The sequence below is a fragment of the Nostoc sp. TCL240-02 genome, assembly GCF_013343235.1.
Taxonomy (GTDB): domain Bacteria; phylum Cyanobacteriota; class Cyanobacteriia; order Cyanobacteriales; family Nostocaceae; genus Nostoc.
In genome coordinates, this window is the sequence record NZ_CP040094.1 from 3,840,693 (window position 1) to 3,862,234 (window position 21,542).

Annotated in this window: 14 protein-coding genes; 8 read left to right on the top strand and 6 right to left on the bottom strand. The window is 41.8% G+C overall.

The window, feature by feature from the left end:
* Positions 1–341 precede the first annotated feature (341 nt).
* A complete protein-coding gene (locus tag FBB35_RS16465) occupies positions 342–3,977 on the top strand; it encodes a response regulator (protein WP_174710550.1) in 3,636 nt (1,211 codons plus the stop codon).
* Positions 3,978–4,136: 159 nt separating this feature from the next.
* On the opposite strand, the gene FBB35_RS16470 is transcribed toward FBB35_RS16465, so the two are convergent.
* Complete coding sequence (locus FBB35_RS16470; protein ID WP_174710551.1) at positions 4,137–5,153, bottom strand: ribose-phosphate pyrophosphokinase; 1,017 nt, start codon at positions 5,151–5,153, stop codon at positions 4,137–4,139.
* An 859-nt stretch (positions 5,154–6,012) separates the two neighbouring features.
* Between FBB35_RS16470 and FBB35_RS16475 the strand changes: the two genes are divergently transcribed.
* The 4 genes from FBB35_RS16475 (at position 6,013) to FBB35_RS16490 (ending at position 11,226) form a co-directional block, all read left to right on the top strand.
* Positions 6,013–7,749, top strand: a complete 1,737-nt coding sequence (locus tag FBB35_RS16475) for a serine/threonine-protein kinase (RefSeq protein ID WP_174710552.1) — start codon at positions 6,013–6,015, stop codon at positions 7,747–7,749.
* The gene (gene bioD, locus FBB35_RS16480) at positions 7,749–8,429 is read left to right on the top strand and encodes a dethiobiotin synthase (RefSeq protein ID WP_174710553.1); all 681 of its coding nucleotides are present in this window, start codon (positions 7,749–7,751) and stop codon (positions 8,427–8,429) included. The genes FBB35_RS16475 and bioD overlap by 1 nt, the downstream gene beginning before the upstream one ends.
* 578 nt (positions 8,430–9,007) lie before the next feature.
* Entirely contained in the window at positions 9,008–9,910 is a 903-nt protein-coding gene (locus tag FBB35_RS16485; protein WP_174710554.1) for an undecaprenyl-diphosphate phosphatase, read from the top strand.
* 98 nt (positions 9,911–10,008) lie between these two features.
* Entirely contained in the window at positions 10,009–11,226 is a 1,218-nt protein-coding gene (locus tag FBB35_RS16490; RefSeq protein ID WP_174710555.1) for a M20 family metallopeptidase, read from the top strand.
* Between the two features lie 41 nt (positions 11,227–11,267).
* On the opposite strand, the gene FBB35_RS16495 is transcribed toward FBB35_RS16490, so the two are convergent.
* The 4 genes from FBB35_RS16495 to FBB35_RS16510 form a co-directional block, all read right to left on the bottom strand.
* Entirely contained in the window at positions 11,268–11,582 is a 315-nt protein-coding gene (locus FBB35_RS16495) for a PIN domain-containing protein (protein WP_368041838.1), read from the bottom strand.
* A 132-nt stretch (positions 11,583–11,714) separates the two neighbouring features.
* Entirely contained in the window at positions 11,715–11,987 is a 273-nt protein-coding gene (locus tag FBB35_RS16500; RefSeq protein WP_174710556.1) for a DUF2281 domain-containing protein, read from the bottom strand.
* 222 nt (positions 11,988–12,209) lie between these two features.
* A complete protein-coding gene (locus FBB35_RS16505) occupies positions 12,210–13,652 on the bottom strand; it encodes a serine/threonine-protein kinase (protein WP_217481719.1) in 1,443 nt (480 codons plus the stop codon).
* Positions 13,653–13,980: 328 nt separating this feature from the next.
* Positions 13,981–15,030, bottom strand: a complete 1,050-nt coding sequence (locus tag FBB35_RS16510) for a serine/threonine-protein kinase (protein WP_174710557.1) — start codon at positions 15,028–15,030, stop codon at positions 13,981–13,983.
* 304 nt (positions 15,031–15,334) lie between these two features.
* Here FBB35_RS16510 and FBB35_RS16515 point away from each other — a divergent pair, with 304 nt between their 5' ends.
* Both FBB35_RS16515 and FBB35_RS16520 read left to right on the top strand, forming a co-directional pair.
* The gene (locus FBB35_RS16515; RefSeq protein ID WP_174710558.1) at positions 15,335–16,654 is read left to right on the top strand and encodes an acetyl ornithine aminotransferase family protein; all 1,320 of its coding nucleotides are present in this window, start codon (positions 15,335–15,337) and stop codon (positions 16,652–16,654) included.
* 202 nt (positions 16,655–16,856) lie between these two features.
* Complete coding sequence (locus tag FBB35_RS16520) at positions 16,857–17,771, top strand: DUF1338 domain-containing protein (protein WP_174710559.1); 915 nt, start codon at positions 16,857–16,859, stop codon at positions 17,769–17,771.
* Between the two features lie 250 nt (positions 17,772–18,021).
* Here the strand turns inward: FBB35_RS16520 and FBB35_RS16525 are convergent, their stop codons facing one another.
* Positions 18,022–20,016: an FG-GAP-like repeat-containing protein gene (locus tag FBB35_RS16525; RefSeq protein WP_174710560.1), complete on the bottom strand. Its 1,995-nt coding sequence runs from the start codon at positions 20,014–20,016 to the stop codon at positions 18,022–18,024.
* Positions 20,017–20,662: 646 nt separating this feature from the next.
* On the opposite strand from FBB35_RS16525, the gene FBB35_RS16530 reads away from it, so the two are divergent.
* Positions 20,663–21,529 (top strand): hypothetical protein, encoded by an 867-nt coding sequence (locus tag FBB35_RS16530; RefSeq protein ID WP_174710561.1) that lies wholly within the window; start codon positions 20,663–20,665, stop codon positions 21,527–21,529.
* The last annotated feature ends 13 nt before the right edge of the window (positions 21,530–21,542 follow it).

Below are 21,542 nucleotides of genomic sequence, written 5' to 3' on the forward strand. Positions count from 1 at the left end.
AAAGTTCTGATGTTAAATTTCTAATCTAATAACAACTGTTTAAATATCCACCGCAAGATCAAATTGTCAAAAAAGTAGTTACTCCTTTTGAAAGGGTTATGCTATTTCAAAGTTTAAGGTTTGTTAAAATATAAAAACGTTAGAAAAAATTATTTATTTAGAACTTTATTTAAAATAGCGTTACATTTGTAAATATATATAGGATGGAAGTGATAATATTTAGCATGCCAAAAACTAGGCATATCGCAGATAAACCAAACATCATACATTTAGTTTGGATAGTTAGAACATAATCGCAATAGTCTTAAAAACAGAAATAGTTTAAATATTTGTCTGGAATAATGTTTAACCGTTTGAAGATTGGAACCAAGATTGGAGTAAGTTTTGCCTTGAGTTTGGCAACTCTGACCACCATTGGTCTGATCTCCTACCAAAGCACCAACGATCTAATTGAAACTTCGCGTAAAGAAACCCATACCTACCAGGTATTAAGTCAGCTTGAAGACCTCAATCTGCAACTGACAAATGCTGAAACTGGGCAACGCGGTTACATTATTACGGGCGAACAGCGCTACTTAGAACCTTATAACGCTGCTATTGAATTACTGAATCAAAAAGTCAAGGAACTTCAAAGGTTAACAGCAGATAACCCCAACCAACAAAATCGACTTGATACTTTGCAGCCACTACTAACTGAAAGAATGGCTGTAATGAAAGATGTCATTGAGCTACGGCAAAGCCAGGGTTTAGAAGCTTCCCAGAAAGCTATCTTGACAGACCAGGGTAAGCAGCTGATGGATCAAATTCAGAAAGTTATCCAGGCGATGAAAACTGAGGAGAATGCACTGCTCAAACAGCGCTCTGAGAGAGCACGAGCAGCTGCCCGGCAAACGATCGCCAGTATTATTTATAGTATTCCTTTATTTTCTTCAATCTTAGGTTTAATCGGATTTGCCTTAACCAGACATATCTCAGCACCTCTAAAGCAAGTTTCTGGTTTGGCAGAAAAAATGGCCGATGGGGATTTATCGGTGAGTTTACCAGATAGCGATCGCTACGATGAAATTGGCGTGTTGACACGCACCTTCAACCAGATGATCGTTAATCTGCGAAATACAACTCAAAAAAATGAAGAGCAAAACTGGTTAAAATCTAACTTAGCTGAATTTACCCAGATGCTCCAAGGGCAGCGAAATCTGGAAAATGCGTCTAGCTTGATATTGTCGAATTTAGCGCCATTGGTTGGGGCATCACAGGGTGTTTTTTATGCAATGACCTCTATAAACGACCAGCCAGTACTGAAGTTGTTGAGTAGTTATGCTTACAAAGAACGAAAAAACTTAGCAAATCAGTTTCGCTTGGGCGAAGGATTGGTAGGACAATGCGCTCTAGAAAAACAAAGAATCCTCCTCACAGAAGTTCCTAGTGACTATATCCGCATCAGTTCCGGCTTGGGAGAAGCACCACCACTAAATATTATTGTTTTGCCTATAGTCTTTGAGACGCAGGTGAGTGCCGTAATTGAACTTGCCTCTTTTGAGTCTTTCAGCCATCTGCATCTGACATTTTTAGAGCAATTGAGTGAAAATCTGGGTGTATTTTTAAATAACATCGCTTCACAATTGCAAACCCAGCAACTACTTGAAGAGTCTGTTGCTTTAACAGAAGAATTGCAAACCCAGCAAGAAGAACTACAGCAGAGCAATCAACGTCTAGAAGAACAGGCACACGAGTTAGAGGAATCACAATTTCTTGTCAAGCAGTCTAACGAAGAATTACAACAACTAAATGAGGAGTTAGAAGAAAAGGCAGAACTTTTAGAAGTTCAAAATCGGGAAGTCGCTCACAAGAATCAGGAAGTTGAGCGGGCGAGGAAGTCTTTGGAAGAAAAAGCTGAACAACTGACTTTGTCTTCCAAATATAAGTCGGAATTTCTGGCGAATATGTCCCACGAATTACGGACTCCCTTAAATAGCTTGTTAATTTTAGCCAGACTGTTAGCAGATAATTCTCTTAACAACTTGACCGATAAACAGGTAGAGTACAGCCGGACTATTTACTCGGCTGGCACTGATTTGCTGGAATTGATCAATGACATTCTAGATTTAGCCAAAATTGAGTCGGGTACTATGTCGCTCGATATTGAGCAAATTGCTTTTGCAGATTTGGAGACATCTCTAGAGCAGACTTTCCGGCAAGTAGCGCACAATAAAGAACTCAGTTTTACTATTGAACTGGATAGTAAGTTACCCTCGACCATTTATAACGATTCCAAACGTCTGCAACAAGTGCTAAAAAATCTTTTAGCTAACGCCTTTAAGTTTACTGAACAAGGAGGCGTGAAGTTAGAAATTAGTATGTCTTCTGACGCAGCCGAAATTGAGAATCCGATGATTGCTTTTTCAGTTAGCGATACGGGTATAGGCATTGCAGCCGAGAAGCAGAAGATTATTTTCGAGGCATTTCAGCAGGCAGATGGCACAACCAGCCGTAAGTACGGCGGCACTGGCTTGGGTTTGTCCATCAGCCGCGAATTGGCTCAACTGTTGGGAGGGAGAATTGAATTAGTCAGCGAACCAGGGCAGGGAAGCACCTTTACTCTCTACCTACCCAGACGACAGGAAAAGAATAATCAAAATACTTTTACACCTCCTCAACCAATCACTATCCGCCAAGCATCGACTAGAAAAGAAGTGCCTTTGGTAGAAAACAGACCCACAAATGTGGACACCTCTTCAACAGCGAAAGTACTTACCACCTCTGCCCACGAAATTCCAGATGACCGGGAAATAATTCAACCGGGCGATCGCACTTTGCTAATTATCGAGGATGATGATAAATTCGCCCGCATCTTACTAGATATGGCTCGTGAGCAAGGCTTTAAGGCCATAGTTGCCTTACAGAGCAAACAAGGTCTAGCACTCGCGCAACAGTTTAAACCCGATGCGATTATGCTAGATATTTATATGCCAGAAATGGATGGTTGGACGGTGCTGGATCGTCTAAAGCATAAACCAGATACTAGGCATATACCAGTACATATACTTTCCGTAGATGAAAGACAGCAACGGGGATTACAGCTAGGAGCAATTACTTACCTACAAAAACCTGTTTCTCCAGAAGCGCTAACTCAGGTATTGACTGATATTAAAGGTTTTATTGAGCGTCAGGTAAGAAATCTCCTCATCGTAGAAGACGATCCTGTACAAGCCCAAAGTATTATCGAATTGATTGGTAATGGTGATGTCCACAGTACAGCAGTGGGTACGGGAGCAGAAGCGCTGTTGATTTTGCGATCGCAGCACTTTGACTGTATGGTACTGGATCTTGGTCTGCCCGATATGAGCGGGTTTGCACTAATCGAGCAAATCAAGCAAGAAACCAGGCTGTTGAAACTGCCAATTATCGTTTATACCGGCAAAGAACTCAGCCGCCAAGAAGAAACCCAACTGCGGGGATTAGCAGAGACAATTATCATTAAAAATGTGCGATCGCCAGAGCGGTTATTAGACGAAACTGCCCTGTTTTTGCATCGAGTGCAAGCAAATTTGCCCCCACCAAAGCGTCAAATGCTAGAGCAACTACATCAAAATGACCCGGTGCTAGCTAATCGGAAAATTTTGATTGTAGATGATGACCTGCGGAATATTTTTGCCCTGACAAGCTTTTTAGAAAGCTATCAAATGCAAGTGCTGTTTGCCGAAAATGGCAGAGATGGCATAGAGAGACTGCAAACTAATCCCGACATCAATATAGTATTGATGGATATTATGATGCCAGAAATGGATGGTTATGAAACCACCCGTGCCATCCGGCAGCAACAACAGTTTCGCTCATTACCAATAATTGCTTTAACTGCTAAAGCTATGCCAGGCGATCGCGAAAAGTGCATCGAAGCTGGAGCCTCTGACTACATTACCAAACCTGTAGATACTGAGCAACTACTTTCACTACTCCGAGTTTGGTTGTATCGGTAAGGGAGCAGGGAGAGAAAGAGTTTTCTGTAAACCAGCTTGGAAGCTCGAACTATTTGTGTCGTAATCTCAGTACAGAAAGTTTTAAACTACTAAAAGCCCACACTGCACCCAATCAAGGGGTCAGCGTGGGTAATTTATCCCCGTAACACGAATGACAGTTTAGCGGAACATACTACTAACTGAAGTATCTTCATGAATCCGCCAGATAGTTTCTCCTAAGAGATTAGCTACTGACAACACTACTAGTTGAGGAAAACGATTGTTTTCTGGTATGGGGATCGTATTGGTGACAATGACTTCCTCAAACAAACCACTGGATAATCGCTCCATCGCTGGTGGGGAAAATACTGCATGAGTTGCACAGGCGTATACCTGACGCGCTCCTTCTTCACGCAGTAATCGCGCCCCTTCTGCGATCGTGCCGCCAGTGTCGATCATGTCATCCACCAACACTGCCGTTTTGCCTTTAACATCGCCGATGACATTTAACACTTCTGCAACATTATGTGCCTGACGACGTTTGTCAATAATCGCCAGGGGAGCATCATTCAGTTTTTTGGCAAATGCTCTGGCTCGTGCTACACCGCCAACATCGGGGGAAACAACTACAAGGTCGGGCAATTGCTTGCTTGCTAAATAATCCAGCAATACTGGAGAACCGTAAACATGGTCAAAGGGAATATCGAAATAGCCTTGAATTTGCGCCGAGTGTAAATCCATTGCTAGAACGCGGTTGGCACCTGCTTCGGTAATCAAGTTAGCAACCAGCTTGGCAGTGATTGACTCTCTTCCTGCCGTTTTGCGATCGGCACGAGCGTAGCCATAATAAGGAATTACTGCCGTCACCTGTCGCGCCGAAGCTCGACGACAGGCATCAACCATAATCAATAATTCCATCAAATGATCGTTCACGGGTTGACAGCATGGCTGAATTAAATAGACATCACAACCCCGAATTGATTCTTGGATTTGAACGTAAAGTTCTCCATCCGCAAATCTTTTGCGAATCATTGGCCCCAAGTCCATCCCCAGATAACGAGCGACTTCTTGAGACAGTTGTAAATTGGCAGAGCCCGAAAACAGCCGCAAGCGATGATTATCAGTCATTCCTGTTGAAGATGCTTGCACTTTGAAAGTTGCAGAACTAAGAACAGCAGATCCTCTATTTGAATTCATAGCAATATTATCATTAGAGATTTAATAGATTTAACTGAGAAATAGCCTAAAAAAAACATCTGTGAGTTTTATTAAAGCTTCCATACAAAATTTAAGCATTTCTCCATAAAATTATCATTAGCTAACTGTCTAATTTTCTTTGGAAGCAAACCATTGATAGCTTAACTGATATCAAATCTGTCCAGTAGATGTATAATTCAAATTTTTGAGTTGAGACAAATAACCTCAAGCTATCAAAGATTGGTGTACTAGATTGCTTCTTCTAAATACATCATTTATTACTGACAGTAAAGTATTTATAACTTTAAGTGGTATTGAAGTTTGTTCTTAGACAAGGAGCATTTGGAACTAAGTGTTTAAGTTGTATCCTATTATATTCTACGATACTAGCAATAAATAAGTAAACTGGCAGATTTAATTTTAAGTTTTAATTCACACAATAAAATTCCAGAATGGTTGTATTTAAACAAACTCTCATAGGTGTGGTTTTCGTGCAAGGCTGAGAGCGCCAAGCTGCGCTAATTTTTGTTCTGCTCCCCCAGCGACCTTCTGGGGAGCAATGCTCTAATAGTGAGATGGGTAAGAAATAAATAAGTCTATTCATGGCTATTTCGGTAGAAAAATTCCTAAAATCTTCTCTTTACTCCCCCTACTCCCCCTTTCTCCCTTCCCCCTCCTATCGTGGACAGTTCTTAAAGTTGCATAAGACACTTGAAACGTGACTTTGCGTATACTCCTAACTGGGGGTATACCCATTAGGTAAGGTAGAATATCGCTGCATGTAACTGTGTCGCCTCTCAGACTTAATCTTGGTGGGTGACTTCTCTCCTCAGTTGCTCCTACACTCAATCAATCGCTCATGCAACCACCCATTACAGTTGGCACTGTCTTGCAAAACCGTTATCGCATAATTCAAATTCTCGGACAAGGAGGATTTGGTAGAACCTATCTGGCAGAAGATCAGAGGCGATTTAACGAACTTTGTGCGATCAAGGAATTGATTTCAACAGCAACGGAGGCTGTGGCTTGGGAAAAGGCAAAGGAGCTTTTTCACCGAGAGGCTGCCATTTTATATCAAATTGAACACCCACAAGTCCCCAAATTTCGGGAAAGATTTGAGCAAGACCAACGCTTATTTTTGGTGGAGGACTATGTTGCAGGTCAAACCTACCGAGCGATGCTGGCTGAACGTCAAGCTATTGGTAAAACCTTCACAGAGGCTGAGGTCTTGCAGCTAATACAGTCGTTGTTGCCTGTTTTAGAGCATATTCACAGTCGAGGGATCATTCACCGAGATATCTCGCCAGAAAACATTATTTTGCGAGATAGTGACGCTAAACCTGTGTTAATTGACTTTGGGGTGGTAAAGGAACTAGCAACACGTTTGCGATCGCCAGAGAGCGCCATGCCCGAAACCACTGTGGGAAAATTAGGCTACTCTCCGAGTGAACAAATGCAAACAGGGGGAGCTTACCCTAGCAGTGACTTGTATGCTTTAGCGGTAAGCGCGATTGTTTTGCTGACTGGTAAGGAACCGAGGGATTTATTTGATGAAAACCAACTAACTTGGAATTGGCAGCGATGGGTAAAGGTGAGTCCGCGATTTGCTCAAGTTTTGAATCGAATGTTGAATCATATACCGAGCGATCGCTATCAGAGTGCTGCTAGTGTATCTCAAGCACTACAACCTTTAGAACAAGTTAGTCTTCCTCCCCTGAATGCGTCTAATTTGCAGACAATGGCTGTTAGCCGCCGTCCTGACTCAGCACCACCACCAGCTTTGCCGAAGAAACAACCCGATCCTCTGATTCCACCAAGTTCCACTAGTTCAGTCTTGGATAATCCGTTAGCGATCGCGGCAATTGCCATTACTGTAGTTTTTGTCGCCGGATTTGGTTCTTGGGCATTGGTCAGTTCCATCCGCAGTCAGTCGAAACCATCACCAACTGAAACGCTTCCACAAAATTTCCCTTCACCAGTTATTTCTGGTGGTACTACCTTCACAGCAACACCCACACCTACCACTGAGCAACCTATTTCTAGGCGGCTCAATCTGGGAGCAAATAACACAGCCACAGTTACAGATACTCTCAAAACAAATCAAATCATCCGGTATACTTTTTTTGGGCAAAAAGGTGACAAGTTAACTGCGTTGATTGACCCAACAAGCAGCGTATTGCTCACAGTTTTAAGTCCCAATGAACAACCACTTGCTCAAAATATCCAGCCAATAACAGCTTATGAAGGCATATTGCTAGTTACTGGTAGATATACTATTGAGTTAACACTGGCTTCGGGAGTTGCCGAAAGCAATTACAATCTCAATGTTTCATTAGAAAAATCAGTCAAACCAATTCCCACAGAGACACCGATCCCCATTCCTACAGAGACACCCCTCCCAATTCCCACAGAAACACCCTTCCCAATTCCCACAGAGACACCGATCCCCATTCCTACAGAGACACCCCTCCCAATTCCTACAGAAACACCCTTCCCAATTCCCACAGAGATACCGATTCCACCTCCGACCACTGGTGAAACGCCAACCTTGCCGCCAGTTAATGAAACACAACCATTTTCTGGCCAAAGAAATTAATGTTAAACACACTACTGATTACTGGAACTGATACCGAAGCTGGTAAAACTGTTTTAACAACAGCCTTAGCAGCCTATTGGCAAAAATATTACCCGCAGCGTAGCTGGGGAATCATGAAACCGATTCAATCGGGAATTGGCGATCGCGAGTGGTATCAAAAGCTATTTGCGCTAGAACAATCTTTAGAAGAAATTACACCGTTATACTTTGAAGCACCTTTAGCCCCTCCCATCGCCGCCGCACGAGAAAATCGCCAAGTCGATTTAGCTCTTGTGTGGCAAGCTTTGTCTAAGTTGCGATCGCAACGTGATTTTGTGCTTGTAGAAGCTTTAGGAGGTTTAGGTTCGCCTGTAACTGAGGAGTTAACAGTAGCTGATTTAGCCGGCGAATGGCGTTTACCAACAGTATTAGTAGTACCAGTTAGATTGGGTGCGATCGCTCAAGCAGTGGCAAACGTCGCATTAGCTAGGCAATTGCGCGTTAATCTCAAAGGCATTGTTTTGAACTGCATACAACCTCGAACTGATGCAGAAATAGCCGACTGGACACCACAGCAATTGATTCAATCACTCACTAACATGCCTGTTTTAGGCTGCTTACCCTATTTAGATAATCTGACTGATTTAGATAAACTTGCTCAAGTAGTGTCAGATTTAGATTGGGAAACATTGATGCTTTGAATTGGGAATTGGTCTATCCCTTCTCACTCTTCACTCAGCACTCAGCACTGATGAGGGGCATTGGGGAAAAAGTAGCGAATGTCCAATCACTTTTTACAAATGATGCAGTCACAGTTCTGACATAACTTGGTAATAGCTTTGTCAATAAGACGTGCAATGGTAAGAGAAGTGAAGCTAACCTAACTTTGGTGACACACAAGGCAGGTAAATCCTGCCTTATTTAATTTTTGCGGCTAAAAAAACACTTCATTAGCAGGTTTCGGATGTGCGAAATATGACTAGTTAAAGATGTTTTTAAATAACCAAATAGTATTTATTGCCTAACGGTACGCTACCTGAACACACGATATTTTTTATTTGTATTTATAGCAACAGCTAAGGTGGTTAGGACATCAACAGATGATGAAACTTAGACACAAAAAGATTTTTCACCCAGTCCCCAGTCCCCAGTCCCCAGTCCCCAGTCCCCAGTCCCTTGCTATAGATGTCATCCAAGTGCCATGTCTTAGTCACAGAAGCGTCACTAACATAAGTTACTTTGTCGGTGTTTGATTAAAAGTAAATTATTTACGCCTGATATGATGCTTTCTTTTGTGGTGGCGAGTGCAGTCTGTGGCAATGGTAGTGAAGTGAATCTAGACTTTGCTAACCTTAGCTGGATTGACGTGATTATTTTAGGCATCGTTCAGGGAATTACAGAATTACTACCAATTAGCAGTACTGCTCATTTGCGGATAGTACCAACTCTACTGGGACTGAAAGATCCGGGATCCGCTTTTTCAGCAGCAATGCAGTTAGCTAGCTTGACTGCTGTTTTAGTTTATTTTTGGCAGGACTTAAAAAAATTAACCGGAGAGACGGTTAGGGCAATTAGCGGACAAGACTATCAATCTAGTTCTTTGCAACTGATGTTGGGCTTATTGATTGGAACCTTTCCCATTGCTGTGGCTGGTGTGCTACTCAAACCAATTCTGAACGCTTGTAACTCACCGATGCGAGGGTTAGTAGTTATTGGTGTAGCTTCAATTATTATGTCAGGATTGCTAGCGATCGCCGAAAAACGCGGAGGACGCGATCGCACCTTTGACAACCTCAACCTCTGGGATGGCATTTGGGTAGGAGTTGCTCAAGCTTTTGCTTTGATCCCTGGCGTTTCTCGCTCTGGTTCCACCCTTACTGCTGGGTTATTTTTGGGCATGGAACGGGAGACATCAGCCCGATTTTCTTTTTTGTTGGGCTTACCAGCCGTGATTTTGGCAGGTGCTGTGGAACTCCATACTCTTACAAAAGCAGGACTGAGTACAGCCGGTTGGTTAACTTTGTTGGTAGGCTTAATCTCCGCTAGCATTTCCGCTTTTGCCGCAATTTGGGGACTTCTGCGCTACCTAGAAAAACACAGCACCTTGATTTTTGTTTTCTACCGTTTTGCGATGGGTTTATTTTTGATAGTTGCTGTGATGGCTGGTTGGTTGCAGAATTGATTTTACCTGGTAACTGGTTAAGAAGATTCTGATGATGATTCTTCGCCATTTCCTACGATAGACTAAGTTAGCTGTACTTAAACTAGCTTGTCTTCATAATGGTTTCTACCTTTCCCAATTCCTCTTCTGTTGATCTATCTCGCATCCGCCTGGCAATTCGCTCATTGCAACCGCAATTAGTAGAGTGGCGGCGGCGATTGCATCAACAACCAGAGTTGGGTTTTCAAGAAAAACTAACTGCTGAGTTTGTATCACAAAAGCTGCAAGAGTGGGGAATTGAACATCAAACTGGCATTGCTCACACTGGTATTGTTGCCATCATTAAAGGTAACAAACAAGGTGCAGAGAAAGTTTTAGCGATTCGGGCAGATATGGATGCTTTGCCAATTCAAGAACTTAACGAAGTGCCCTACAAATCGCAGCATAATGGAGTGATGCACGCTTGTGGACATGATGGACATACTGCGATCGCATTAGGTACAGCTTACTATCTCCAGCAGCATCGTCAAGACTTCTCCGGTACGGTGAAAATTATCTTTCAGCCAGCAGAAGAATCACCGGGAGGTGCAAAGCCGATGATTGAAGCTGGAGTTCTGAAAAATCCTGATGTTGACGCAATTATTGGTTTGCACTTGTGGAATAATTTACCCTTGGGAACAGTGGGTGTGCGGGCTGGGGCGTTGATGGCTGCTGTAGAGTGCTTTAACTGCACAATTTTGGGCAAAGGTGGACACGGCGCACTACCTCATCAAACTGTGGATTCTGTGGTAGTTGCTGCCCAAATTGTAAATGCTCTGCAAACTATTGTCGCTCGGAATGTGAATCCCATTGATTCAGCAGTGGTGACAGTAGGCGAACTTCATGCTGGAACCAAGCGGAATGTGATTGCTGATACAGCGAGAATGAGTGCTACTGTCAGGTATTTTAATCCTAGTTTGAAAGGCTTTTTTAACCAGCGTGTCGAGCAGATTATTGCTGGAATTTGTAAAAGTCATGGTGCGAGTTATGACTTAGAATATTGGTCACTTTATCCACCAGTAATTAATGATATTAAGATTGCAGAATTGGTGCGAACTGTAGCAGAAGAAGTGGTAGAAACGCCGTTGGGTATTGTGCCAGAATGCCAAACTATGGCTGCTGAAGATATGTCATTTTTCTTGCAAGAGGTTCCTGGTTGCTATTTCTTTTTAGGTTCTGCGAATCCAGAGAAAGATTTGGCGTATCCTCATCATCATCCCCGGTTTGATTTTGACGAAACCGCCTTGGGAATGGGTGTGGAAATATTTGTTAGATGCGTGGAGAAGTTTTTGAATTAATTGAGTAGGTGTAAATTAGCTGTTTTTTTACCCTGTTTAATTTACACCCAACTTTCCCAAGAAATTTTTCTTACTTGTCGCATTCGCTCAAAGTCGCTATCAGATGAAACAAGAGTCAATGAATGACGTAAAACTGTAGCAGCTATCCAGAGGTCATTTTCACTAATGCCTATGGTATTTAGTTTGGTTGTTTTACGTTTATTTTTTTCTTTTGGGCCGAATTGTTTGATAATTTCTGATTTAAAATCACCGTAGATTTCTGTTGTTTCTTTGTCGATCCCGTATAGGTTAATTCGTTTGAGAAATGCATTAATTTTTATTAAATTAGCAGCTTTTTGATGTGAGTTTTGTGCCATAAAGTGCAACTCACCCGCAACAATAACACTAGTTGCTAAATTGTACCTGACCAAGCGATCGCAAGTGATTTATAACGCCAGGTACACCTTCTATCAAAAAGGAACAGTGATTAGTATCTAAGAGATACATAATTAAAATTCTAGAGGTATGCGACTGTCATGAACTAGTTGCAGGCATTCTCTGATATCTGAACCTTCCCAACTACCGACAAATTCTAATAAATCTTCAGCAGTAAAACCTGTTAAGGTATGCTCTGTTATAAGCGTTTGATCAGGTTGGGTATCTGAAGATATACTATTTTTTTCATGTTTGACTTGCAAAAATTGTACAAAGTCTAAAATTTCCTGTAATAAGGGTTCAGGTAATTTTTCTAGTTCTTGATTAATTTGTTCCTTAGTAGTCATTATTAGCCCTGTGTTTACAAGGTTGAAAAACTGGGTATTGATTTATATATTATCTAATGTTGAAATATTGATTTCGGCTTTTTGTGTTTGCCAAGCGTGCGCCTTAGTGCCTTGCCTATTTAAACAATGCCAGCTAACGAAAAGCAAGAACCCGCAAGGCTTCGTGGAATATATCTTGTTCACAAAGTTTTACAAATCTCGAAAACCTTTATAGATTACAATTTACAAGTCTGGACGCGAGAGAAGATGTACTAATGTGTGTGGATAGCCACTGACTCGATAACCGTCAATGAAAGTACCCCTAGAAAAAGCCGGGAGATGCCCTTGGAGGGCATATCGGGAATAGTTGTATTCATCTTTGGATAGCCAGCGACTCGCTTTGAGCCAGCCCATGCGATTGCCCAAGTGACACTCCGTTTCATAATCTACTTTGCCACCGCATTCTAGCCAAATGCGTTTTTGTACGCTAAAGCCAAAATGACCATTGCTGTATTTTACCCACAATTGGTCAATTGTGCGTAAGTCTGTGCAGGGAAAATTTTCAATGGATTTATAATCAAGCCAGCCTTGCTGTTCTCTTTTGGCTACTTTGAACATGACTCTAGTGGTTTCCTCGTCTGCTGCTTTCCATTTCCCTTTTTTGAGTAAATTCTCTAGGTTTTGGTAATCTAACCCCACATCTGAAGGTAATATTATTTTTGTTAAATTACTCTCTGCTTGTGAGGACGGGACTAAATTCAACCACTTTTGCATTGGAGCTAATATCATTTTTGTTAAATTACTTTCTGGTTGCGAAGAGGAAAGTAAATTTAACCATTCTTGCATTGTCTGGGGTCGGTCTTTTGCCTCTAATGCTATTCCTTGCAGAATCGCTTGATTTACCGCATTGCTAAGAGTGGGAACAAGTTGCTTTGGTGGTACTAATTTCTCTTGTCCATACTTGCGGTTAAAGGAATTGGTAGGGCGTTGTCCAGTAATGGCATAGTACAACGATCCCGCTAAACAGTATACATCAACTGTTGGGTGACGAATTCCTTTGTGTATTAACTCGTAAGGCGCAAATGCCTTGTTACCAAAAGACCTAGACAGGGTGCTTGGTGGAGACATATCACCGGCAATACCAAAGTCTATTAATACCGCTTTGCCAGAGTTAGGAATCCCTGGATCAAAGTTGAGCATAATATTGGGAGGAGTGACATCGAGATGAAAAACTCTTTTTTTATGTACCTCTACTAAGGCTAAACCTATTTGGCAGATGTATTTTACAGCTTCAGTTTCGGGTAATGCTCCTTGGCCTTGCACATACTCCCACAAACTCTGGCCTGCTATGTATTGCATTTCTAAACAGTAGTAACCATCTTCTTCAAAAAAGTCGAATACTTGCACAATATGAGGATGTGAATCTTGACAACACATTGCCAGCATCTCGGCTTCTTTTTTGAAGCGTTTAACATACTTAAGATAGTTTGGGTCACGTTGAACGCTGATGTTGGGGGTTTTGATGACGACTCGGCGGTTTAGCTTGGTATGCATCGCTTGGTAGGTAACTGCAAAACCGCCACCACCCAAGTATTTTTCTATTTTATATTTGCCGTTATATATTAGCTGTCCGTCTTGCCAGAACATACGCCCAGATTTATTAATGGCTAATGTTGATTGTGACACGCTTTTTGTGAGTTATCGTGGTTAGCGTTGCTGAATATCACGCAGAGGCGCAAAGAGTAAAGTTGAAGTTTTCTGGCTACTGCTGAACTAACTATTGGAGTCGCAAAAGCTACTAATGCGACTTGAAAACCAACTATTGGAGTCACAAAAGCTACTAATGCGACTTGAAAACTAACTATTGGAGTCGCAAAAGCAGCTAATGTGACTTGAAAACCAACTATTGAAGTCGCAAAAGCAGCTAATGTGACTTGAAAACCAACTATTGGAGTCGCAAAAGCTACTAATGCGGCTGCCGATCTAACTATTACATAGGTGTAGCTGGTCGTTATTACCTATTTTGTGGTTGAGTGGGCGATGATGGCGTTTGTTGTGTTGAGGGATTGGTCGGTGTTGATGGACTTGAGAAAAATCTATCAATCAATTGAACACCATTATTAAGTGCTGAAATCAAAGGTTCTATCTTAGTTGCAAGTGCGCCAGCTGCCAGGATTGCTGCTAGCAGTAACTGTAAACGTTTATTTCCCAAACTAGGAAAAGTAAATCTTCTTCTCCAACCCAATTCCTTTAACCAGTCTTCTACTGTTTTGGGACGCTTGTCTGATTCTAATTTCATTGCGTGGATAATGGCATCATTGACGCGATCGCTAATCTGATTATTCAATTCTTGAGGTGGAATTAAACGCTTATTATTATCTTGACGCTCAATAGCACTTTCTGGCAGTTTTCCTGTTAATAAAAAATATAAAGTTGCCGCAAGAGAATAAATATCAGTCCAAGGCTTACGTCGCGCCTGTTGTCTAGGAGAGTTGGAATAAAGTTCAATTGGTGTAAATTTGTCAACCAAGTTACCACGACTTGACACTGGGTTATCAACAAATCTTCGTGCTAAGTCGAAGTTTATCAAAACAACCTCATGCGAACCTGACCGCAGAATGATATTTTCTGGTTTCACATCTCGATGTAAAAATCCTTGTTCATGCACTACTATGAGTGCTTTTCCAATCTGTTGGATGTAATCTAAAGCCTCTTTTGCTGGTAGAAATCCTCGCGGTTGGACAATCTTGGCTAAATTATCTCCTTGAATATACTCCATGACCATGCATTTTAAATCACCTGACTCGAAGGTATCAATGACTTGGACAATATTCGGATGTTTACATATTGCTAATTTGCGCGATTCATCAGCAAAACCTGATTTTAAGCGATCGCGGTCTTCGTTACTTAATTGATTAAGCAAATTGGAATTCAATGTTTTGATTACAACATCCTTGACATCCCGATCCTTAGCAAGATAAGTAATAGCAAAGTTTCCCTGTCCTAACTGTTGTTTAATTTCATACCGATCGCGGTGTAACTTTTGTCCAGATGCCCAAGTCATTGGTTAATTATCTCAGAGACTTGTATTAATTTTTGCATATAGCAATTCTCCTGTGAATTTAATACACTTTCATGTAGCTTGCACCCTGACATCTAATTTTATGCTTGCTTCAAAAAATGTAATATAACGCGATCGCAAAAGTTGTGTTATAAAAACGGGCAAAGTCTTAGGAAATACAAAAATCTTTACTATGAAGCTTTTTCGTTAAATGCGTAATTTCTTCACTAATGGAATCAAATGCTACTGTCAGCAATTAAACTTTAGCGTTTAATCATCAGTAATCTTTAAAACAATAGAAAAAATAATGTTAAGTATCCCTATTAACTTAAATTTACCTCGGACACCGCATTTAATAACTTCCTTACCTGGGCCTCGCGCTCAAGCAATTGTACAACGCGATCGCGCGGTAACTTCCCCTTCTTACACCCGCGATTACCCATTAGTTGTATCTCGCGGTCAGGGCTGTATGATTGAAGATGTGGATGGCAATGTATTTCTGGATATGACCGCAGGTATTGCCGTTACCGCCACCGGACACGCCCACCCGGAAGTCGTCAAAGCAATTCAGGAACAGTCGGCGCGTCTGCTGCACATGTCAGGGACGGATTTTTATTATGAACCGATGGTGGAACTGGCGGAACAACTAGCGATTCGCGCTTCGTTTCCTCAACCACAGATTAACAGTGCATTCCCCGCAAAAGTATTTTTTACCAATTCCGGGGCAGAGTCAAACGAAGGAGCGATTAAACTAGCTAGATATTACACCAAGCGATCGCTAATTGTAGCTTTCTTAGGCGCATTTCACGGACGCACTTATGGGGCAATGTCTCTCACGGGTTCCAAAGCAGTACAACGAGCAAATTTTGGCCCTTTAGTTCCTGGTGTAACTCATATCCCTTACGGCACTCACGCCAGCTTAGATTACCTGGAAAAACAGCTATTTGGGACAATTTTACCACCGCAAGAAGTAGCCGCGATCGTAGTTGAACCGATTCAGGGAGAAGGTGGTTATATCGTACCAGAGGATGGTTTTTTACAACGGATTCGGGATATTTGCGATCGCCACGGTATTCTGATGGTAGTGGATGAAGTGCAAGCGGGAATGGGGCGGACTGGTCGTTTATTTGCGATCGAGCATTGGGGCGTGATGCCTGATATCATTACCACTGCCAAAGGTATCGCCAGTGGTCTGCCATTAGGTGCGATACTTGCCAGACCAGAGCTAATGACTTGGCCTCCAGGTTCTCACGCTACCACATTTGGCGGTAATCCCGTTGCTTGTGCTGCTGGTATTGCCACACTGCGATTGTTAGAAAGTGGTTTGATGGCAAACGCTACCCAAATGGGAGAATTCTTACAAGCTAGCCTTACCAAGTTGCATCAAAGATTTCCCAGAGTATCGCCGCCACGAGGTAAAGGTTTGATGGTTGCGGTGGATTTATTGGATAAACAAGGTAATCTAGATCGTGAATTGCGCGATCGCATTATCCAAGAAGCTTTTTTACGCGGTTTATTATTACTAGGTTGCGGTAAAGCGGCAATTCGTTTCTGTCCCCCTCTAGTTATCGACAGCGACCAAATTCAAATAGCCCTTCAGATTATTAGTGAGATTTTAAGTTCTTAAAAAATAATAGGGAATAGGGGACTAGGGAAGAAGCAAGGGAGCAGGGGGACAGGGGGAGATGAGGGGGACAGGGAGGATAAGGGGAGAATTATTTAACAAGTCTCTCCCCTATCTCCCCCTTCTTCCTTGTCCCCCTATCTCTTATCGATTCCCAATTCCCAATCCCCAATCCCCAATCCCCAATCCCCAATCCCCAATACTTATGAAACCCGAAATAGCCTTAAATTTATGGAAATTACTTTGGCAAGAATACAGCGCCAGAGTAAATCATGCCCGTACTTACCAGCAAATGATAACTACTGCGGGTGGAATTGTTGCCAACGACCACATCGCCTTTCGGTCTTTGCGTTTATTAGTAGATAGTCCGCAAGGTCAAGTTAATTTGGGAATTGACTATCTCGCACAATTTGCAGACGCTTTGGGTTACGTGGCGGCTGGAGAATATAATTTTGCTCAAACTCATCTATATGCCCGTCATTATCGCCATCCACAGCAAGAGGAATTTAACTTACCCAAACTCTTTATCAGCGAGTTGATTGTTGATGAACTGTCTGCTAATATTGCTCAACTCATCTCTAAAACAGTATCTGCAATCCCACACCAACTAGCCTCACCCGTTACTCTTCTCAAAAAAGACGCGGAGATTGAAACCATTGCCAAACAACTTCAGCAAGTCTTTACCCGTCCTTGGCTACCTCCCAGGCGTTCTGTTGTCGAAGAGGTCAATCAGGTTACTCAGTATGGAGCTTGGGTGTTGCTGCACGGATATGGTGTCAACCATTTTACAGGCTACGTCAACGGACAGAATACTCCAAAATATCCAGATATTGATACTACCGCTAGTGGTTTGGCTCATCTGGGTGTACCAATGAAAGCAGAGATAGAGGGAAATGTTGCCTGTGGTTTGCGGCAAACTGCAACTCAAGCTGTAACAGAAATGGTGACAGTGCTAGATGATAACAGTGGTGCAGAAATTCAGATCCCTTGGACTTACGCTTATTATGAAATTGCCCAGCGTTATCTAGTCGAAGTCGAGCCTGGAAAGCAGATACTTTTCGATGCTTTTTTAGGAAGTAATGCCCAGCAATTGTTTGAAATGACTCGTCTATCTAAATAGCTCAGAAGAGGACTTTTCAAACAACCTCTAAACTCGACTTTATCCATTTTGATCGCTATTGCTGAAACCTTTATGGGACAGTAGGCTCATTTCATCTCCTACTGGACTGTCTAGGCTAAAATGTTGCAATAGAGATTAATTTTATCCGCGTTCATCTGCGTTTATCGGCGGTTAATTTTTTCTAATCTAACGCACTATTTTAGTCTAGACACGCCACTACAAGAGCGGCGATCGCACTAAGAGAACCTTCTTAGGCCCAAATAGTTGCGTGTACTGAGCCTCCACTGCCATAGACTTGAAGTATATCTGGCACCCCTAGTTGATTGAGGGCTAAATATTGGCTATTGAAGCCCGTCAAGCCTCCCAACCAGCTAGTGTTGCTCCCCTGGTTAAATGTCCCGTTGCCATTATTTAACCAAACAGTAGCTGCGGCATTCCCGTCTCCTCTGTCATAGGTTTGAACAAGATCCGTTTTACCATCTCTATTAATATCTAACGCCACATAATGGCTATTTGGTTGGCCACCTCCCAGCGACCAGCCGCCGTTCAGGTAGCCAAATGTACCATCGCCATTGTTTGCCCAAACACTAGTCCAGTTATTACCGCCTATTTCAAGAATATCCGTTTTCCCATCTGCATTTGCATCTAAAGGGACATATTGCCGGCCTCCACCAGATCCGCCCAAATAATTGGTTAAAGCACCCGGATGAAGAGAATCATTCAACGACCAAGTATTAGCAGATACAGTGCCGTTCCCGTTATCATGGATTTTAACAATACTGTTGTCTACACTTAGGAACTGATCCTGATTATTAAAAGCGAATCCTAATGAGGTGTTCTTTAACGCAGTAAATGTACCATCCCCATTATTTTGGTAAACAGCTGCTTGTGCGGTACCATTATTCCAAAGTTCGACAATATCGGTTTTCTTATCGTTATTTGCATCCATAGCTAGGAATTTTTTAACTCCAGCAAAACCCCCTATATTAGACTGGGTTTCACCCGAATAAGCTCCAAATTTCCCATTCCCATCATTTTTCCTGACGCTAGCAATAGCAGTACCATTATTATTCCAAATTTGGACAAGATCGTCGAGGCCATGTTGAAAGGCATCGATGGTAAAAAATGTTTGAGTTGTATCAAAGCCACCAAGCCAGCCGGGAACTATTAGGGGATTGAATGTTCTAGCCGTGTTACTACTGTCAAGGTTTATAGTGTACTGACCTGTAATATTCAAGTTGTCTAACTGGGTCAAACTGAAAAAATTAGTACTATTAGAGGGCACTAGGGGCCGCTGCGTGGGGATCCCGTAGCTATCGTAATTCACGTAATGAGTAGTAATATCCAGTCCTTGATATACTGACCCACTAACTAAGTTCTCATAAGCAGTAATTGCTAGAGAATGATCGGAGTAAGTCCCGGTGTATCCACTACCATAAATAGAACCACCTGTCTGAAGAAATATATCTAAATTACCTTCATTTGTAGAAGGCTCTCTGACAACATAACCGAGGGACTTCGTATCAACTGCTGATAGAGGACCTAAGATAGCACTGCTAGAATGAATGGCTACAACTCTTTGGGCATCCTGAGGATTTAGCCCATTATTAAGAGAAAAATTAGGGCCTGCTGGATCAAGTCCAACAACCTCTTGAATCAATTTTCCTGTGGCATTCTTATAGTCTAGTCCTGCCAATCCTGCAACATGAGCTCCCAAGCTATGTCCAACAATTTCAGTATTATTTGGATCAATGCCTAACTGTTGCATTGCGTTTGCTAAAGCTTGGGCTACATCCCCTACCCGCGCTGCTGTGTTACTATAATTCAATGGTCCTTGGCTGTATTTGCCGTATGTAGCGTTACTGCTATCCCAATAACCAGCAACTAATCTCCAATCAACATCAATTATATTTGCTCCTGGATTAAGAGCTTGTAACTGATCCTCTAAATGTTGCTTTGAAGCGGCATTATAAAATGCAAGATTAGGAGTACTACCCCATCCATGAGTTAAGAAGATAGTTTTTTTCTTTGGATCAAAGTTAGCCAGATTACTCAGGCTGGTTCCACCAAATGAGTTGGGATCAGTGTTGGTAGCGGTATTATAAACATTATTTGGATCCCCGGTTTGCAATTTGAAGACGGCATTTTTGATGGCCCATATGCTGCTGTAATCGTTCGTATACGCAGTGTTACGATTATTGGTATAGCTTACGGTTCCGAAGAGACTGATAGTTTGAACTGTCATGATTGACACAAATGTTGAATATTGCTCAATAATCTTATCAAATAACGTCCAGCAATAGTTTATACAGTCAGTAGACCTAAAAGTTTTGCGATCGCTCTGTGATCGATACATGCATATCTTATTATTGACTAAAGAAATGTACTTTTTGATACGCTTTTTTAAAAGTCATCTGTAAAGATAATATAATTAAAACTAATAAATTATCCAAAAAGTTAAGGGTAGCTCTTGTGATTTGAATCATAAAATAAACTTTTAGCTCAATATATGCTTCAAAAATTTAGTTCAAAGTAGAAACAGTGTAGTACAGGTCTAGTATGTCTGCTAAACAATAAAGGTAATACTTGCGAGGAGGTTTATCGTGAGACAGTGCATAGCGTTGTTCAGCCACAGATAGTCTATGCTGCTTTTTGAGTTTGTCAAATTGTTGTGGCGTAACTCAGCAATTCTCATTTTGAAAACAAAAGAAGATAAAGTCCTCTTGTTTACATAGAGAACTTCTGTCTAATTATGATTTCTTTGAAAGATAATCATAGTAATTAATTGAAGAGAAACAATTTTAAAAACCTACCCATGATAACTCCTTTTAGGAGAGAGGTTTGGAGAGAGGTCACAGTATATTTTTTCCCTTATATCCCCCATCTCCCCTATGACCCAAACCTCCAACCAAGAAACCAATATTTTAAGTAAATTTACCAGTGTACTTGGCTTGCTGGGTGCGGCGCTTTTCTTTGCAGGGTGGATTTACCGTTGGTCATATTTCTACTTTTTTCAACTAGAACTCAATACCCTCGACTTACCTGCACAGTCTTTTTTGATAGTTCCCCTGCAAATATTTCTCGGAGATGGCTGGACAATCTGCAAAACTGCGATCGCCTTTTTTATAGCTGCGATCGCAATTCAAGCAACGTTATGGTTAATTAAAACCATCAGTGATACGGTAGTCTCTGTAAACAAATTACTACTGAATCGCATCATCTCTGCAACTCAACACAAACGCTCATGGACAGCTATACAGCTTAAATCTCTAGCTGAATTTAGTTTTGGGCAATTGCGCTCAGTTGAATTTCTGCGATCGCTAGTCAATGAGATAGTAATAGTATCCTGGGTATTAATAGTGATATTTTGGTTAGCTCGTTGGCAAGGCATTGCAGATGCACGACGAGACGCTGGTCAAAACTCCACTTTACCTGTTGTAGCTTTAATTACACCTGAAGAAAAGTTTGCTGTAGGACGTAAGCTTGATGATATATTTACCGATCCGTCTTTGAAAGGTTATCGCATTATTGGCGATCGCGGTCTATTTGATGACTTACGAGGTAGGGAAGATAATGATATCAGCAATCCAAAAGAGCCGAGAGTCTGGCGTTTACTCCTAGAACGTGGAGGCTGGATTTATTTGTTTCGAGCATTGCCCCTAAATGCAAAGCCTAATGAGCTACCGTCAGTTTTAGCTATTCAAGAAAGTGATAAGGGACATATCATTATTCGCAGTCCAGAAGTTTCTAAAAATTGAGGGCAAGGAAGGC

Excerpts from the sequence above, each read along its gene's own strand:
- bioD (WP_174710553.1), top strand. The coding sequence starts at position 7,749 with ATGTTAAACACACTACTGATTACTGGAACTGATACCGAAGCTGGTAAA.
- FBB35_RS16520 (WP_174710559.1), top strand. The coding sequence starts at position 16,857 with ATGAAACCCGAAATAGCCTTAAATTTATGGAAATTACTTTGGCAAGAA.
- FBB35_RS16475 (WP_174710552.1), top strand. The coding sequence starts at position 6,013 with ATGCAACCACCCATTACAGTTGGCACTGTCTTGCAAAACCGTTATCGC.
- FBB35_RS16495 (WP_368041838.1), bottom strand. The coding sequence starts at position 11,582 with ATGGCACAAAACTCACATCAAAAAGCTGCTAATTTAATAAAAATTAAT.
- FBB35_RS16525 (WP_174710560.1), bottom strand. The coding sequence starts at position 20,016 with ATGACAGTTCAAACTATCAGTCTCTTCGGAACCGTAAGCTATACCAAT.
- FBB35_RS16515 (WP_174710558.1), top strand. The coding sequence starts at position 15,335 with ATGTTAAGTATCCCTATTAACTTAAATTTACCTCGGACACCGCATTTA.
- FBB35_RS16500 (WP_174710556.1), bottom strand. The coding sequence starts at position 11,987 with ATGACTACTAAGGAACAAATTAATCAAGAACTAGAAAAATTACCTGAA.
- FBB35_RS16510 (WP_174710557.1), bottom strand. The coding sequence starts at position 15,030 with ATGACTTGGGCATCTGGACAAAAGTTACACCGCGATCGGTATGAAATT.
- FBB35_RS16465 (WP_174710550.1), top strand. The coding sequence starts at position 342 with ATGTTTAACCGTTTGAAGATTGGAACCAAGATTGGAGTAAGTTTTGCC.
- FBB35_RS16530 (WP_174710561.1), top strand. The coding sequence starts at position 20,663 with ATGACCCAAACCTCCAACCAAGAAACCAATATTTTAAGTAAATTTACC.
- FBB35_RS16490 (WP_174710555.1), top strand. The coding sequence starts at position 10,009 with ATGGTTTCTACCTTTCCCAATTCCTCTTCTGTTGATCTATCTCGCATC.
- FBB35_RS16485 (WP_174710554.1), top strand. The coding sequence starts at position 9,008 with ATGATGCTTTCTTTTGTGGTGGCGAGTGCAGTCTGTGGCAATGGTAGT.
- FBB35_RS16470 (WP_174710551.1), bottom strand. The coding sequence starts at position 5,153 with ATGAATTCAAATAGAGGATCTGCTGTTCTTAGTTCTGCAACTTTCAAA.